This is a genomic window from Legionella gratiana (assembly GCF_001467695.1).
Lineage (GTDB): Bacteria > Pseudomonadota > Gammaproteobacteria > Legionellales > Legionellaceae > Legionella > Legionella gratiana.
The window spans coordinates 430,281-446,023 of the sequence record NZ_LNYE01000029.1 but is presented as its reverse complement, the minus strand read 5'-3'; the positions used below and the strand labels follow the sequence as shown (position 1 = coordinate 446,023).

The following is a 15,743-nucleotide window of genomic DNA, read 5'->3' as shown; positions in this document are numbered from 1 at the left end:
ATGTGTAATCTAGTTCCGATAAATCATGGAATAAAGCATAAAATGCCTAAATTATGCTGTTCTTTTTATCCAGACTACTTGTACTGAATTACTTTGAAGATAAAACCATAATTCCATCCATCTCAACCAATGCACCACGTGGTAGTGCTGCAACACCAATGGCCGCTCTTGCGGGAAAAGGTTGGGCAAAATATCGACTCATCGCTTCATTAATCAAAGGAAAATGCTGTAAATTGGTCAGATAAACATTCAATTTCACTATATGAGCCAAACTACCGCCAGCTGCCTCACAAACCGCTGATAAATTCTCTAAAACCTGTGTAATTTGGAGCTTAATATCATCACTACATAAATGCATGGTTACAGGATCAAGTGGTATTTGTCCTGAAAGATAAACGGTATCACCACATTGAATCGCCTGTGAATAAGTTCCAATAGCTTCCGGAGCCAATTTTGTACTTATAGGTCGCATTAATTATCTCCTTGTTTTTTTCTATAAAGACGCATGACCACTTTATTTGCTCGCAACCGACGCATGACACGAGCTAAATGTGTCCTGTCCACCACACTAATTGAAAAAGTAACTGCATTATGCCGTCCATCACGGGGATCTACATTAATATTTCCTATATTTGATCCTGATTCAGAAATTGCAGTTGCTAAAGCAGCTAGCACCCCTCGTTCATTGACAACCTCAACAGTGATATCAACCCAATATTCTCCCTCAACCTTTTCATCCCAACGTAGGGCAACAAATTGTTCTGGATTGGTACACGAGTTTTTTAAGGTTGCACAATCGCTACTATGCACAACAATTCCTCGTCCTTGCTGAAATTTTCCAACAATATTATCACCAGGAATTGGCTGGCAACATTCACCAAAATGAACAACCATTCCTTCAGTGCCTTTAATAGCCAGTGGCCGTGCTTTAATTCCTTTATCTAATTCATTAGAGTCTTGAGCCACAATTAATCTTTTGGCAATAACCATTGCCATTTGATTTCCTACCCCAATGGCATATAACAAATCATCCATAGTTTTATAGTGTAAATCACTTAATAATGCTTGTAGCGACTCAGGGGGGACTTTAGCATAATCGCTGGATAATTCATTTAAGGATTGTTCCAATAAACGTTTTCCTAAACTAATTGATTCAGTATTTTGCTGGCTTTTCAAAAAATGACGGATATTAGAACGAGCTTTTCCAGTAACAACAAAATTTAACCAGGATGGATTAGGGTGAGCACCTGGCGCAGTAATAATCTCTACCGTTTGACCATTAGATAACGGAATACTGAGTGGAACTAATTTTCGATTAACTTTTGCGGCGACACAACTATTTCCTACCCCAGAATGAACTGAATAAGCAAAATCAACAGGAGTAGCTCCTTTAGGTAATTCCATAATATGTCCTTTAGGAGTAAAGACATATACTTCATCTGGAAATAAATCAATTTTTACATTTTCAATAAATTCTAACGAATTACCCGTACTACGCTGCATTTCTAATAAGCTTTGCACCCATTCTCTTGCCCGCAGCTGAGCCTCATTTACTTCAAGACCCGATGACTTATAAATCCAATGAGCCGCTACTCCATTATCAGCAACTTTATCCATATCCCGAGTTCGAATTTGTACCTCAAGAGGCACTCCAAACGGACCAAATAAAGTCGTATGTAAGGATTGGTATCCATTAGCTTTTGGGATACCAATATAATCTTTAAATCGTTGTGGGACCGGTTTATAAGTACAATGTAAAGCACCTAAAATACGGTAACAGGAATCAATATCTTCAGTAATGACGCGAAATGCAAATACATCAGTAATTTCTGTAAATGAGGCTTTCTTTTGACGCATCTTTCGGTAAATACTGTATAAGTGTTTCTGCCTGCCAAATACTTGTTCATAAGGAATATTTAACTGGGCCAATGCAAGTTGCAAGTCTCTTTCTATAGTTTGGGTTAATTCACGGCGGTTCCCACGAGACTTTTCTACGGCTGATTTAATTGCTCTATAGCGCATAGGATAGAGCGCTTGAAACCCTAAATCTTCAAGTCCTACATAAATTGAATGCATCCCCAAACGATTTGCAATAGGAGCATAAATTTCTAGAGTCTCTATAGCAATACGTCTGCGTTTTGCATAAGGCATCGCACCAAGAGTTCTCATATTGTGTAAACGATCAGCTAACTTCACAATAATGACCCGAATATCTTTAACCATAGCCAAAACCATCTTACGGAAATTTTCCGCTTGGGCTTCTGCTTTTGATTCAAATTTGATTTTAGTCAGCTTCGTTACGCCATCAACAAGAGAGGTAACTTCTTCACCAAATTGGCGAGTTAAATCCTCTTTGCTCACCGCAGTATCTTCAACTACATCATGGAGCAAAGTGGCCATAATCGTTTGATAATCGAGACGCATTCGGGCAAGAATTAAAGCTGCCGCTACAGGATGCGTAATATAAGGCTCGCCTGAACGACGCGTTTGGCCTTGATGCGCTTTTTCAGCGACTAAATAGGCCTGGTAGCATTTTTCTATTTGCGACTGCTCAAGGTAGCATTTCAGCTCTTCATCGAGCTCCTTAAAGTAGCTCACGCAGTACTCCCTAGTATCTAACATGACCTCACCTCTCATTTACAGTATAGGGCATCCCCTCCTTTACTGCATTGCACAAAGAAATAGATTTCTTAGAATTTCGCTACCTTGAGTCAAAATGACTTGATTTTCGAGCATCGCAGCACAACATACACGAAGTATATGAGTATTGAATGCAGAAAAACAAGGTATTTTGGCCAAGAGAGTAGAATTGTAAACAGTAATGGCACTAAGTTTAGCGTTTTTTGAGTAAACTCTTCACATATCAACGTCCCGCTGCTTGTCCGCAGGATCCAGAAATCTCGCGTTAGAATTGGCTCTCTGGATCCTGTGGACAAGCCACGGGACGTAGGCACGGGCCTTAACTTCGTACCATTAGGGTAAACAGCACTCTACTCTTTATCTAAAATTTCTGGAGTAATTAAACCTTCTGCTATTTCACGCAAAGCCACTACCGTAGGCTTATCATTTTCCCATTCAACCATCGGTTGATCACCTCGAACTGCAATTTGTCGTGCGCGTTTGGTAGCTACCATGACTAATTCAAATCGATTTGCAACGTGCTCTAAACAATCTTCAACTGTAACTCGTGCCATAACTCTCATTCTCCAGTAGCAAAACTTCTTATTTTACTGTGATGACATCAGGAAAGAAAGCAATTTTGATTGTTTATTTATCTGCCGCTCAATACGTAAGCGGTTTGCAAGCACAATTGCACCCAATTCCATCGCAGCCCTTTCAAAATTATCGTTAACGATTAAATAATCAAACTCAGGATAATGACTGAGTTCATCCTGTGCTTTTTTCATCCGATCGCTAATTACTTCCTCTTTATCCTGGCGTCGATTCAACAATCTTTGTTTCAACGATTCTAAAGACGGCGGTACAATAAAAACACTCACCGCATCAGGAAAAGAACGTCTGATTTGCTCCGCTCCTTGCCAATCAATATCCAAAACCACATCGATTCCTTCTCGCAGGCGTTTGGTAATTTGCAACATTGAAGTTCCATATAAATGATTAAAGACGCGAGCGTACTCTAAAAAAGCGCAATCATTAATCATGGATGTAAATTCATTTTCATCAATAAAAAAGTAATCTTTCCCATGTTGCTCTCCTGGTCGCATTGCTCGTGTCGTATGTGAAATGGATACCTCAATGTCCTCAAGAGTTTCAACTAATCTTTTTACTAAACTTGTTTTGCCCCCTCCTGAAGGTGCAGCTACAATAAACAAATTACCCGAATAATCACCCACAATAATACTCACTCAATATTTTGAATTTGCTCACGCATTTGTTCAATCAAGACTTTCATCTCAACTGCAATCTGAGTTAAAGCTATAGAATCAGATTTTGAGCTGAGCGTATTCGCCTCCCTATTTAATTCCTGCATTAAAAAATCAAGTCGTCTTCCGACTATTTTATCGCAATTTAACGTCCGGTTCACTTCATCAAGATGAGTTTGTAGTCTGTCTAATTCCTCACTGACATCAATACGAGTTAAAATTAAAGCGAGCTCTTGTTCCAAGCGTGATTCTTGTACCTCAAATTGAAGGTTCTGCAAACGCGCTAACAATTTATTCTTACTCTGCTCCACTTGCAAAGATGCTATAGCTCTCGCCTTCTCAACTTCTCTACCTAAATCACTTAGACGCCCTTCCACATGCTTTTTTAACGCATTGCCTTCGGTAATTCGCATCTGCATTAATTGTTCAATGGTATTTTTAAATGAGGCAAGGGCTTGCTCTCCCAAAGAGTCCATATCAGGCGCACTAGCTTGAACCACACCAGGCCAAGATAAAATCTGGCTTACGCTCAAATCATTGGTTAAATGATGTGATACGGATAATTTATCTCCCAAACCTACTAATGCATTAACCATGCCTATATTTACAAGCATAGTCTGATTATTCAAGCTTGTGTCTTGGTATTTGAGTTGACATTCTAATTTTCCACGATTTATTTTATCGCGCAATATAAGACGCAACTGAGGCTCTATGAATCGAAAAGCCTCAGGCAGACGAAATGAAACATCCAAATACCGATGATTAACTGACTTAATTTCCCAACAAAAATGACCTTCTCCGATCTGTTTTTGCACTCGAGCAAAAGCTGTCATACTTTGTAGCATATTGATACCAATAAATAAACCTTGCGCGAATATACCCCAATTTAGAGAAATTGGACAGAGATAGACTACTTGAAATTACAATAAGTTTAAGATGCAACTCGAAGAGTAACGCGTTATAATCACTGATTTTAGCGAGGATTATCTCATGCGCCCCAGTAATCGTGAAGCAAATCAACTACGCCCTATTCAATTAACCCGAAATTATACAAAACATGCTGAAGGCTCCGTCCTTGTTGAGTTTGGACAAACCAAAGTGTTATGTAATGCGTCTGTAACTGAAGGAGTTCCTCGTTTTATTAAAGGAAAAAATCAAGGTTGGGTTACTGCTGAATATGGGATGTTACCACGTGCAACACATAGCCGTACCGAACGTGAAGCAAGCAAAGGAAAACAAGGCGGTAGAACCATGGAAATTCAACGTCTAATAGGTCGATCGTTAAGAGCTTGTGTTGATTTAAAACTCTTAGGGGAAAATACAATTACCCTGGATTGTGACGTACTTCAGGCTGATGGCGGAACAAGAACGGCAGCAATTACTGGATCCTGTGTAGCCATGAGAGATGCAATTAGTTGGATGGTTGAACGAGAAAAAATACGTAAAATGCCTACTTTTAATTATATAGCAGCAGTTTCTGTTGGACTCTATCGAGGTCAAGCGGTACTTGATTTAGATTATGCAGAAGATGTGCTTGCTGAAACTGATATGAACATCGTCATGAATGAAGCAGGACATTTTATCGAGATCCAAGGTACAGCAGAAGACAGACATTTCAATCGAGACGAGTTAAACAACATGCTTGCATTAGCTGAAATTGGCATTCCCCAATTAATTGAAATTCAGAAAAAGGCATAAAATAGCCTTAATGAAGTGGTAATTGTTCAGAAGTGTGCCTATTTCATTGTTGCGAGCATTGGCAAAGCAATGACGACTATTTTTTATCCTAGAAAAGCAGTTGAGCCTACTGCTTTTTCTAGGTTTGTCTGACTCTAAAGTATAAAGCACTCATTTGGGTTTAAATAGAGACTTATCAAGAGCTACGTCATAAGCGATATTACGTGAAATAATAGTTCTATTCACTAATTCTGTTAAATGTTGATCTAAAGTTTGCATCCCCTTGGCTTGGCCTGTTTGGATAGAGGAATACATTTGCGCTACCTTATCTTCTCGAATTAAGTTACGAATTGCTCCAGTACAAATCATAATTTCTAATGCAGCGACTCGCCCACCGCCATTTTTTTTCAACAAAGTCTGCGCGACTACCGCTTGTAACGATTCAGACAACATCGAACGAACCATCGCTTTTTCCTCTGCTGGAAATACGTCAATAATTCGGTTAATCGTTTTTGTCGCAGAATTAGTATGCAACGTACCAAATACCAAATGACCTGTCTCAGCAGCAGTCATTGCCAGACGAATCGTCTCCAAATCACGTAGTTCTCCTACCAAAATAACATCAGGATCTTCTCGCAGTGCGGAACGCAAAGCTGCATTAAAGCTAAGTGTATCTCGATGAACCTCACGCTGATTCAATAAACACTTTTTACTGGGGTGAACAAACTCGATGGGATCTTCAACAGTTAAGATATGCTCATAACGAGTTGAATTAATGTAATCGATCATAGCAGCCAAAGTTGTACTTTTTCCAGATCCGGTAGGACCAGTAATCAGCACCAACCCTTTCGGGTAATTTGCCATTTCTTCGAAAATGGGAGGTAGCCCTAAATCGTTCATACCTAAAATCAGTGAAGGAATCGTACGAAAAACTGCCGCGGCACCTCGCGATTGATTAAAAACATTCACTCTGAAGCGAGACAAGTTGGCTATTTCAAAGGAAAAATCAGTTTCTAAAAACTCTTCAAACTCTTTTCTCTGTCGGTCATTCATTACATCATAAATAATTTTTATCACTTCTTTATGTTCTAGAGGAGGTAAATTGATCTTGCGTAAATCCCCATCCACGCGAATCATTGGAGGTAATCCTGCAGACAAATGTAGGTCTGAAGATTTATTTTTGACTGAAAATGCCAATAACTCTGCTATATCCATTGCTTAATCCATCCTGATTCCACATGATTAGCATTAGATTAACTTACTAAACAGCACTCGGCAAACGTTGTTTCTTTTGCTATTGTTGGAGTTTTCTTATTTACTTTAATTACTCATGAGCCTTCATCAAGATCTAAATCGAGTACAACAATTAATCACCCAAACTGCACTGGCTTGTGGTCGAAAACCAGAAAATATTTTATTACTCGCTGTCAGTAAACAACAAAATATTGATAAAATTCAAGAGGCTTTTCATCTTGGAATCAAAGACTTTGGAGAAAGTTATTTCCAAGAAGCACAAAAAAAAATAACTGCATTAAAGAATTTACCGCTCAATTGGCATTTTATTGGTCCAATTCAGGGTAATAAAACCAAAGGAATTGCTACCTCTTTTAGCTGGGTTCATAGTATAAACCGTTTTAAAATTGCCTCTCAACTTAATAAATATCGACCCCAAAATTTAAATCCGCTCAATGTTTGCCTACAAATTAATTTAATCGATGAAAAATCCAAGTCAGGGATACCCCCAGAAAATGCTGCTGAACTAGCCTTAGACATCAGTCAACTACCTAATCTAAAACTCAGGGGATTAATGACTATCCCTCCTCCGCTAAAAGATCCACAGATCCAATACGATGTATTCATTCGTCTCAATCAACTAATGCAACAACTGAATCAAACACTGAATTTAAATATGGATACTTTGTCTATGGGAATGAGTGATGATTTAATTGCTGCAATCAAAGCAGGTGCTACAATAGTACGTGTTGGTCAAGCAATTTTTGGTGAGCGACAAAAATCAAGCAACACGGTATAATCCAGAAAAATAAAGATCTGTTTAGGGTCTGTTGACAATTCATTCTGTTTCCCTATGTTCCGCGCCTTTGCCGGATCAAACGGTGAGAATCTATTAAGAACCAATGTTAGATTCTGGAAAGGCTAGATGTCGCGCATAAAGAGCGACATGCAAGTAGTGGAAACCAATTGCCAATAGACCCGACTATTCGTTAGCATGAGTCAAGGGGAAAATATGTCAGGTTTTAGCGCAGTAGCACTGTTTCTTGTTTCGTTGGTTTTTTCGCTCCTTATTTTCAGCTTATGGCTTCGCATGGCTTTACGCTACTTGCGCGTCAGTGTGCTCCATCCAGTAAGTCAACTTATTTATAAGATAACCGATCCAATAGTAAATCCAATTCAACAACTAACGCATCAAAAATACCAACCAGGACAAAAATACGATATCCCTACTTTGATTACTTTGATTCTTGTTGAAGTATTAAAAATAATTTGTATCAGCTTACTTGCCTTACATGGAATAATTCCTATCCTATATTTACTCATTTACGTAATTGCAGATTTAATCATTCAACCTTGTGATATTCTATTTTTTGCTATTCTCGTACGAGTAATCATGAGCTTTGTCAATCCAGGATGGCAAGGACCGATTGCTGATTTTTTACGTTTATTAACAGAGCCGTTATTAAAACTTGGCAGAAAATTCTTTTCCGACATTGCAGGATTCGATTTTTCTCCTTTTATCATTATGATAATACTAAAAATTATCACTTTATTTATTAGTGCTAGCCTCCCCTGGAGATTGTTATAAAAGCAACTATACTTTATTTAAACGCAGAGGATTAGTGAGGAAAATTATGAAATTGACTCTTCACAGTAGCATTGGTTTTGGGTTACTTATTTTATCTTCTAACCTATTTGCTGACACACAGTCTTATTATTGTCCTCAAAATCATGGTTACGTTAATTTAGGAATGACACCTGATCAAGTTATTGCAGCATGTGGCCAACCCATAAGTCAACAGGATTCAAATCAACCGGTCTTACAGAAAATTCCAATGCAACAACTTATTTATAATAATGCAGGAGCAAGCACTGCTTATTCTGGAGTTTGGCAAGTTCCTGGAACATCACCTGCAGGATCAGGTTCTGCCTATTATAACGTCTGGAATATACCTCAAGCTGGTAGTGGCGCTCAACTTGAAGTAGATGTGGTTAATCAAAAGGTTAAATCCATCAAATTAAATGGTTCTAGTAGTAATGCAGTCTCTATTTGTAGTGGAGCTAATATTCAACCTGGTGATTCTGTACAAAAAGTATATTATTCTTGTGGAAGTCCTTCGGTGACTAATAACACCTATATTAATGAAATAGTACCAACAGCAGAAAAACCACAGATTTGGATCTATCAACCTGGGCAATATCAATCTGCTGTTACAATGACTTTTGTGAATGGGAAATTATATTCCATTCAATAATCCGTCCAAATTCTAACCTAAAAAGTACCGTTTTATTCTTTTAGATTCAACTGCGCTTTTTAGATGTAACACTCTCTTTGAATAAACTCTCTTTTTACTGCAGAAAGAATCACTTTAGTGTCCGGAAGAAATAAGATAAACTCTCAAAATTCTAGCGCAAGCAACATTCATAATCCTAGAAAAAACAGTTGGGTCCATAGCTGAGCTGGCGAGTTGTAGGACTCAATTGCTTTTTCTAAGGTACTTGATGTTATTGTTTTTTAATTTAGAGAGGTAAAGCTCCAAATGACCGCAAGCATTGATGAAATCACCATAACATTTAGTGAAGATGGTACAGAAACTACTAAAGAACTTGATAAAAAAATATTAAGTAAAGGGGCATGGACTACAATTATGTTTAAATATCAGGAGTGGGATAATGCCCAAAATGATTATGGTCCAGTCAAATACTCCATTCGACGGTACCAAAAACGAAATAATCAGTACTGGCTAAAATCCAAATTTAACATTTCCAGTACGGAACAAGCACGAAAAGTTATTGATATTCTTAGTGATTGGCTAAAATAACGTGAGTTCGACATAAAAGACATTTCTATGTCTTTTATGTCGCTAAACGAAAGTTATCCCGTAAGAAGCTGTAGATGCATAACATGTAACCTAAAAAAAGCAATTGGCCTCGTAATGAGAAAGCGACACAGCATCACTTATTATTATAATGGCTTTCCATGCTTAAATAGTGTACTATTTTTTTAAAAGATGATATTTTAGATTAAATATTAACTTTTTATAAACTTTTAAAAGGAATAAATATGTTACGTTTTATGGGATTTTTCGCTCAACCTGCCAAAACAGCAATTCAAACAGGTGCTTGTGCAGTAGCTACCACAGTTCTTGCATCAGGAGCATATCAAGCAGGGACTGTGGTGAAAGATAAAGTAAAAGAAAAATATCAGCAACTTCAATGTAATGAACCGCACCAGAACGATTGTTATTTTCCTAAGATAGGATTTAACATATCACCCTAAGAATCTATATTAAGAAAAGAACTTGGGATTATGTATCTCAGTAATAAATTAGGATGGTGCGTTTTCCTAATAAATGGTGTTAGGATTTAACTCGCAACACCATTCAAATCATTTAAAATGAGGATAAGTTATACCCATTCTAAAGCAGCATGTGAACGATCAAAATAACTTTGGACTATGTTTTCTGTTACTAAATCAAGTCGAGCAGGATTCCATTTAGGCTTCTTATCTTTATCAATTAACAATGCCCTCACTCCTTCATAAAAATCATTACCATGCATAAAATGACTCACAATGTCATAATCCATTTGCAAACATTGCGCTAAACTTAATCCCCTGGCTTTCTGCAATTGAGCTAACGTGACTTTTAAACTTAACGGAGATTTCTGCGCTAAAGTAGCATCAACACCTTCAGCCCATTCCCCTTTAACATCTTGTAAAGACTCACGAATTAGTTCAACTGTTGGATGTGCAAAACAAATATCAATTAAATGTTGATTTACTTCTTCTGCAGAAGGAACCATAGCAAAGTCCATTAAACATCGATCAACACGTTCAAAGGCATCTTTTGACAAGTCTTCGTTCATTAATGCATCAAACAAAACAGGCATTTGTTCTGAAGATACTATTTTTTTAACTAAACCAGCCTTCATCGTCTCCAATGCACCTAATCGATTACCCGTCAAACCTAAATAAATGCCTAAATGTCCAGGACATCGTGTTAATAAATAGCTAGCCCCAATATCAGGAAAAAAACCAATACTGGTTTCAGGCATTGCAAATACCAATCGTTCACTCGCTATGGGATGACTTCCATGCATGGAAATTCCAACCCCACCCCCCATAACGATGCCATCAATTAAAGAAATATAAGGCTTACAAAAATGATGAATAAAATGATTTAACCGATACTCATGCCAAAAAAATTGCATTTGCTCTGCATCATTGATCTGCCCAGAAAAATAAAGTGAACGTATATCTCCACCCGCGCAAAAAGCATTCCCAGGCACTGCACGCACAACTACAGCATGAACAGACTCATCTTCTTTCCAAAGACTTAATTGTCTTTGCATTTTAAGAATCATTGTTAATGTCAAAGCATTAAGTGCACTAGGCCTATTTAAAGTGATTACTCCTAATGAACCTTCTTGAGTAAAAAGTACTTCATTAGTCATAATCATTTTCCTTCAAACTTCGCTACTCGTTTATCCAAAAATGCAGTTACTCCTTCTTGCTTATCCTGAGAAGCACAGACTTTTGCAAAATGGATTGCTTCTAAATGCAATGCATCGGCCAAAGCCAAATCATAACCATGATCAATCACTTCCATCACACTTGTTATCGCTAGTGGTGCCATACTTAAAATTCCATGTAATATATTTTTTCCCTTTTCTAACAAAGCCTCAGGCTCAACAACTTCGTTAACCAAGCCCCACTGTAATGCAGTTTCTGCATTAATAAATCGACCTGTTAAACATAAGTCTAAGGCACGTCCTTTGCCAATTAAGCGCGCTAAACGCTGTGTACCGCCATAACCTGGAATAACTCCAAGTTTTACTTCAGGTTGACCGAATTGTGCCTTTATTGAAGCGATTCTCAATGTTGCGGAAATAGCTAACTCGCATCCACCGCCAAATGCAAACCCATTTATTGCTGCTAATGAAGGTTTCCCTAAAGTTTCCAAAAGTCTAAATACCTCTTGCCCTCGACACGCAAACTCATATCCAGTTTGAGCAGTACATTCAGCAAGTCGATTAATGTCAGCGCCAGCACAAAAAGCTTTTCCATTACCAGTAATCATTAATGCTTTAACCTTTGAATTTGTTCGAGCATAACTAAAGGACTCAGCTAAGGCATCTAATACTTCGCTACTTAAAGCATTCAATTTTTCAGGTCTATTTAAAGTTAAAATTAAAATTCCCTGATTATCTAATTCTCGTTCTATTAAATTCATCAATTTACTCCTGTCTTATTAGCACAAAAAGTGCTCCTCATCTAAAGTTGATTTAGCTACAATTTCCCGCATAATTTCATTAGTACCCTCAAGAATTTGATGAACTCTTAAATCCCTAAAGATTCGCTCAATTTGATAATCGCGCAAATAACCATAGCCACCGTGCATTTGCATTGCTTTATCACTAATACGAAACGCAACATCCGTAGCAAACCGCTTAGCCATAGCGCAATACATTGGAACATTGGGATCATTTTTGTCCATAGCATTTGCCGCCCGATAAACCATTAAACGTGCTGCTTCATAATCAGTGAGCATATCTGCAAAATAAAAGCGTAATGCTTGCATTTCTGAAAGTGGCTTTCCAAATTGTTTACGCTCATGCATGTATGCCTGAGTCAATCGCAAGCAAGCTAGAGCACCTCCTAAGGAGCAGGAAGCAATATTAATCCGACCTCCATTTAACGCATTTAATGCAATTTTGAATCCCATACCCTCATTACCGACCCGATTTGTAATTGGAACACGACAATTTTCAAAATAGACAATACATGTAGGCTGACTGCGCCAGCCCATTTTCTTTTCTAATTTACCAAAACTTAAACCCGGGGTATCTTTTTCAATTAATAAACAACTTATTCCGTGATGGGATTCATCACCAGTACGAACCATACATAAATAAACATCACTCACCGAGCCACCTGAAATAAATGCTTTTGAGCCATTAAGAACGTAATAATCTCCATCTTTTATGGCTTTGGTTTTCAAAGAAGCAGCATCAGATCCTGATTCAGGTTCAGTTAAGCAATAACTCGCTAATACTTCCATTGATGTTAATTTAGATCCCCATTGGGTTCGTAAGTCAGGATGGGCATATCGATCCACGAGAGAGGTGACCATATTGTGAATCGAAAGATAAGCACTGGTACTAATACAGCCTGTCGCTAATTGCTCAAACAACAATGCAGAATCCAAACGTGTCAATTGCGCCCCACCAATATCCTCTCGCGCCATCATTCCCGCCATTCCTAATGCAGCTGCTTCACGCAAAACCTCGATGGGAAAATAATCATGCTCATCCCAATTGTCTGCCATAGGAGCTAATTTTTCACGAGCAAAATCAGCCGCCATTTCTCGAAAAGCCGAATGTTCGGCTGTGAATGCAAAATCCATAAAACTATCCTTAGAAAAGTGGTTTCAAATGTACTATTATTGCGAATTTTTATCATCCATGAAAGATATATGTTCCGAAAATTACCCAGATCATTTTATGAGCGCAATACAATTACTGTAGCCAAAGATCTTCTAGGCAAATACCTTATCCATGATCGAGAAGGAATAGAATATATAGGAAAAATTGTCGAAGTCGAGGCTTATTTAGGACAACATGATCTAGCATCCCATTCATCCAAGGGCCTTACCTCAAGAACAAAAGTGATGTTTGGACCTGCAGGTTATGCCTACATTTATTTAATATATGGAATGTATTATTGCACTAATATAGTCACAGAAACTGAAGGCACGGGCTCAGCAATATTGTTACGCGCTCTTGAACCCATTAAAAATATTCAAGGAAAAACACAAGGCCCAGGATTATTATCTAAAGCCATGCATATCGATAAACAACTGAATCAACATGATCTCACTAGCGATACTTTTTATATTGCTGAATTGGAAGAGCACCAAATGTTCACTATTGTTGAAAAACCAAGAATTGGTGTTCATTATGCTAAAGATTGGGCAGAAAAATTACTTCGTTTTTATATAAAAGAGAATACTTTTATTTCCAAACCATGATGATATACTGCGCAAAGTAATCATTACAATTCTTTGGCGCTTGTAAGAAGAAAAATAAGAATTAAGCACATGGAAACTCTTGTAGCCCCCATCACGCGCAACCAAAATACTCTTTCAGTACTCAAAGAGTATTTTGGTTTTAACTCCTTTCGAACACCTCAGGAGGATATCATCAATGATGTCATTGCTGGTAATGATGTTCTTGTTTTAATGCCTACTGGGGGAGGGAAATCTCTGTGCTATCAAATACCTGCCCTGATAAGGCCAGGGGTTGGCATTGTTGTTTCTCCATTAATTGCATTAATGGAAGATCAAGTAACGGCGCTGCGGTTACAAGGAATCCGCGCAGCGTACTATAATTCTTCTTTAACCAGTAAAGAAGCAAAAAATGTATTAATGCAGTTACATCATAGTGAATTGGACTTACTGTATGTTGCCCCAGAGCGCCTTATTAATATAGCGTTCCTAGAGCGACTAAAAGAGTGCCATATCGCTTTATTTGCAATAGACGAAGCACATTGTATCTCCCAATGGGGTCATGATTTTCGTCCTGAATATGCAGCCTTAGGTGTTTTAAAAACTCAATTTCCTAATATTCCTATTATTGCTTTAACTGCAACTGCTGATAGACAAACACGCCAAGACATTGTAGTCAAACTCAACTATGCACCCAAAAAATACATTGCTTCATTTAACCGTCCTAACATTCACTATAAAGTAATCCCCAAAACTCAAGCATTAAAACAATTAAATCAGTTTTTACATTCAGTAGAGCAACAATCAGGGATTATTTATTGCGGGACACGTAATGGTGTAGAAAATCTAGTCGAAAAATTACAAACAATGGATTTCAAAGCACGCGCTTATCACGCAGGACTTTCTTATGAGGAACGCAAAGAGGTGCAAACTTTATTTAGATATGATCGCATCGATATTGTAGTTGCCACAATCGCTTTTGGAATGGGTATTGATAAACCTAATGTCCGATTTGTAGTACATTATGATTTACCTAAAAATATCGAAGCTTATTATCAAGAAACTGGCCGTGCTGGACGTGATGGATTACCCGCCCAGGCACTTTTGCTTTATGATGCAGCAGACAGTGCCCGACTCCGCTCATGGATTGTAACCAACCCTGTTGATGAGCAACGATACGTCGAAACCAATAAACTCAATCATATGCTCGCTTTTGCCGAAGCATCACATTGTCGTCGTCAAATTTTGTTACGTTATTTTGATGAATCCTCTGAGGCAAAATGCGAATATTGTGATGTATGTGATAATCCACCTATAACCGCTGACGCGACTGAAGATGCGCAAAAATTTTTATCATGCATTTATAGACTACAACAAAATTATGGTTTAACGCACACCATAGATGTATTACGGGGTAGCACGTCCGATAAAATAAAGCAATACGGCCATGAACAACTGAGCACCTTCAGCATTGGCAAAGACAAATCTGTCTATTATTGGAAACAACTTGCTTGGCAACTTATTCATAAAGAATATTGCATGCAAGACATAAATCATTTTAATGTGCTGAAATTAACACCTAAGGCTATTCCGTTACTTAAAGGAGAGGAAAAAGTATTTTTGACTCTGCCTAATAATGAGCCTAAACATGATAAAAAGAAAGCCAAAGAACGACGCTCTATTCAACCCACAAATAGTCCTTTATTTGAAATACTGCGTGCTTTACGACGTAAACTTGCTGAAGAAGAAAACAAACCACCCTTTATGATCTTTAGTGATGCAACCCTACATGCAATGACTGAAATAAAACCTCAAAATAAAGAGCAATTACTCACTGTACCTGGGGTTGGACAACATAAATTAGATCGTTATGGAAGCCAGTTCCTCAAGACATTAAATGAATACACCGAATAGAGTCTGTTGACAATTCGCTAGGCTGAGC

The 15,743-nt window shown here is 37.9% G+C and carries 17 protein-coding genes; 8 read left to right on the top strand and 9 right to left on the bottom strand.

Annotated elements, in window-relative coordinates; all coding sequences use genetic code 11:
- Positions 1-88 precede the first annotated feature (88 nt).
- From Lgra_RS14960 to Lgra_RS14940, 5 genes are all read right to left on the bottom strand, one after another.
- Positions 89-472, bottom strand: coding sequence for a RidA family protein (locus Lgra_RS14960; protein ID WP_058500062.1), 384 nt, complete (start codon positions 470-472; stop codon positions 89-91).
- Positions 472-2,598 (bottom strand): bifunctional GTP diphosphokinase/guanosine-3',5'-bis pyrophosphate 3'-pyrophosphohydrolase, encoded by a 2,127-nt coding sequence (spoT, locus tag Lgra_RS14955; RefSeq protein WP_058500340.1) that lies wholly within the window; start codon positions 2,596-2,598, stop codon positions 472-474. The genes Lgra_RS14960 and spoT overlap by 1 nt, the downstream gene beginning before the upstream one ends.
- A 392-nt stretch (positions 2,599-2,990) precedes the next feature.
- A complete protein-coding gene (gene rpoZ / locus Lgra_RS14950; protein ID WP_003632439.1) occupies positions 2,991-3,194 on the bottom strand; it encodes a DNA-directed RNA polymerase subunit omega in 204 nt (67 codons plus the stop codon).
- A 33-nt stretch (positions 3,195-3,227) separates the two neighbouring features.
- Positions 3,228-3,857 carry a guanylate kinase gene (gmk, locus tag Lgra_RS14945; protein WP_115385478.1) on the bottom strand — a complete coding sequence of 210 codons (630 nt, stop codon included), beginning with the start codon at positions 3,855-3,857 and terminating at the stop codon, positions 3,228-3,230.
- Positions 3,858-3,862: 5 nt separating this feature from the next.
- The gene (locus Lgra_RS14940; RefSeq protein WP_058500060.1) at positions 3,863-4,729 is read right to left on the bottom strand and encodes a YicC/YloC family endoribonuclease; all 867 of its coding nucleotides are present in this window, start codon (positions 4,727-4,729) and stop codon (positions 3,863-3,865) included.
- Positions 4,730-4,874: 145 nt separating this feature from the next.
- Between Lgra_RS14940 and rph the strand changes: the two genes are divergently transcribed.
- Positions 4,875-5,582 (top strand): ribonuclease PH, encoded by a 708-nt coding sequence (gene rph, locus Lgra_RS14935; RefSeq protein WP_058500059.1) that lies wholly within the window; start codon positions 4,875-4,877, stop codon positions 5,580-5,582.
- A 150-nt stretch (positions 5,583-5,732) separates the two neighbouring features.
- Here rph and Lgra_RS14930 read toward each other — a convergent pair whose 3' ends face one another.
- Positions 5,733-6,776, bottom strand: a complete 1,044-nt coding sequence (locus Lgra_RS14930) for a type IV pilus twitching motility protein PilT (RefSeq protein ID WP_058500058.1) — start codon at positions 6,774-6,776, stop codon at positions 5,733-5,735.
- A gap of 115 nt (positions 6,777-6,891) precedes the next feature.
- Here Lgra_RS14930 and Lgra_RS14925 point away from each other — a divergent pair, with 115 nt between their 5' ends.
- The 5 genes from Lgra_RS14925 (at position 6,892) to Lgra_RS14905 (ending at position 10,074) form a co-directional block, all read left to right on the top strand.
- A complete protein-coding gene (locus tag Lgra_RS14925; protein ID WP_058500057.1) occupies positions 6,892-7,593 on the top strand; it encodes a YggS family pyridoxal phosphate-dependent enzyme in 702 nt (233 codons plus the stop codon).
- Between the two features lie 213 nt (positions 7,594-7,806).
- The gene (locus tag Lgra_RS14920; protein WP_058500056.1) at positions 7,807-8,382 is read left to right on the top strand and encodes a YggT family protein; all 576 of its coding nucleotides are present in this window, start codon (positions 7,807-7,809) and stop codon (positions 8,380-8,382) included.
- Positions 8,383-8,428: 46 nt separating this feature from the next.
- Entirely contained in the window at positions 8,429-9,049 is a 621-nt protein-coding gene (locus Lgra_RS14915; RefSeq protein ID WP_058500055.1) for a DUF2845 domain-containing protein, read from the top strand.
- Between the two features lie 285 nt (positions 9,050-9,334).
- Positions 9,335-9,616, top strand: a complete 282-nt coding sequence (locus tag Lgra_RS14910) for a hypothetical protein (RefSeq protein ID WP_058500054.1) — start codon at positions 9,335-9,337, stop codon at positions 9,614-9,616.
- A 242-nt stretch (positions 9,617-9,858) separates the two neighbouring features.
- Complete coding sequence (locus Lgra_RS14905; protein ID WP_058500053.1) at positions 9,859-10,074, top strand: hypothetical protein; 216 nt, start codon at positions 9,859-9,861, stop codon at positions 10,072-10,074.
- Positions 10,075-10,202: 128 nt separating this feature from the next.
- Here the strand turns inward: Lgra_RS14905 and Lgra_RS14900 are convergent, their stop codons facing one another.
- The 3 genes from Lgra_RS14900 to Lgra_RS14890 are packed head-to-tail and all read right to left on the bottom strand — an operon-like array spanning position 10,203 to position 13,201.
- Complete coding sequence (locus tag Lgra_RS14900; RefSeq protein ID WP_058500052.1) at positions 10,203-11,249, bottom strand: enoyl-CoA hydratase/isomerase family protein; 1,047 nt, start codon at positions 11,247-11,249, stop codon at positions 10,203-10,205.
- 2 nt (positions 11,250-11,251) lie between these two features.
- On the bottom strand, positions 11,252-12,028 hold the full coding sequence (locus Lgra_RS14895) for an enoyl-CoA hydratase/isomerase family protein (RefSeq protein ID WP_058500051.1): 777 nt from the start codon (positions 12,026-12,028) through the stop codon (positions 11,252-11,254).
- Positions 12,029-12,046: 18 nt separating this feature from the next.
- The gene (locus Lgra_RS14890) at positions 12,047-13,201 is read right to left on the bottom strand and encodes an acyl-CoA dehydrogenase family protein (RefSeq protein WP_058500050.1); all 1,155 of its coding nucleotides are present in this window, start codon (positions 13,199-13,201) and stop codon (positions 12,047-12,049) included.
- Between the two features lie 69 nt (positions 13,202-13,270).
- Here Lgra_RS14890 and Lgra_RS14885 point away from each other — a divergent pair, with 69 nt between their 5' ends.
- Both Lgra_RS14885 and recQ read left to right on the top strand, forming a co-directional pair.
- Positions 13,271-13,825, top strand: a complete 555-nt coding sequence (locus Lgra_RS14885) for a DNA-3-methyladenine glycosylase (protein WP_058500049.1) — start codon at positions 13,271-13,273, stop codon at positions 13,823-13,825.
- 69 nt (positions 13,826-13,894) lie between these two features.
- Positions 13,895-15,715, top strand: a complete 1,821-nt coding sequence (gene recQ / locus Lgra_RS14880; protein ID WP_058500048.1) for a DNA helicase RecQ — start codon at positions 13,895-13,897, stop codon at positions 15,713-15,715.
- Positions 15,716-15,743: the final 28 nt, after the last annotated feature.

Excerpts from the sequence above, each read along its gene's own strand:
- Lgra_RS14890 (WP_058500050.1), bottom strand. The coding sequence starts at position 13,201 with ATGGATTTTGCATTCACAGCCGAACATTCGGCTTTTCGAGAAATGGCG.
- Lgra_RS14895 (WP_058500051.1), bottom strand. The coding sequence starts at position 12,028 with ATGAATTTAATAGAACGAGAATTAGATAATCAGGGAATTTTAATTTTA.
- recQ (WP_058500048.1), top strand. The coding sequence starts at position 13,895 with ATGGAAACTCTTGTAGCCCCCATCACGCGCAACCAAAATACTCTTTCA.
- Lgra_RS14925 (WP_058500057.1), top strand. The coding sequence starts at position 6,892 with ATGAGCCTTCATCAAGATCTAAATCGAGTACAACAATTAATCACCCAA.
- Lgra_RS14930 (WP_058500058.1), bottom strand. The coding sequence starts at position 6,776 with ATGGATATAGCAGAGTTATTGGCATTTTCAGTCAAAAATAAATCTTCA.
- Lgra_RS14915 (WP_058500055.1), top strand. The coding sequence starts at position 8,429 with ATGAAATTGACTCTTCACAGTAGCATTGGTTTTGGGTTACTTATTTTA.
- rph (WP_058500059.1), top strand. The coding sequence starts at position 4,875 with ATGCGCCCCAGTAATCGTGAAGCAAATCAACTACGCCCTATTCAATTA.
- Lgra_RS14920 (WP_058500056.1), top strand. The coding sequence starts at position 7,807 with ATGTCAGGTTTTAGCGCAGTAGCACTGTTTCTTGTTTCGTTGGTTTTT.
- rpoZ (WP_003632439.1), bottom strand. The coding sequence starts at position 3,194 with ATGGCACGAGTTACAGTTGAAGATTGTTTAGAGCACGTTGCAAATCGA.
- Lgra_RS14905 (WP_058500053.1), top strand. The coding sequence starts at position 9,859 with ATGTTACGTTTTATGGGATTTTTCGCTCAACCTGCCAAAACAGCAATT.
- Lgra_RS14885 (WP_058500049.1), top strand. The coding sequence starts at position 13,271 with ATGTTCCGAAAATTACCCAGATCATTTTATGAGCGCAATACAATTACT.
- Lgra_RS14900 (WP_058500052.1), bottom strand. The coding sequence starts at position 11,249 with ATGACTAATGAAGTACTTTTTACTCAAGAAGGTTCATTAGGAGTAATC.
- Lgra_RS14960 (WP_058500062.1), bottom strand. The coding sequence starts at position 472 with ATGCGACCTATAAGTACAAAATTGGCTCCGGAAGCTATTGGAACTTAT.
- Lgra_RS14910 (WP_058500054.1), top strand. The coding sequence starts at position 9,335 with ATGACCGCAAGCATTGATGAAATCACCATAACATTTAGTGAAGATGGT.
- Lgra_RS14940 (WP_058500060.1), bottom strand. The coding sequence starts at position 4,729 with ATGCTACAAAGTATGACAGCTTTTGCTCGAGTGCAAAAACAGATCGGA.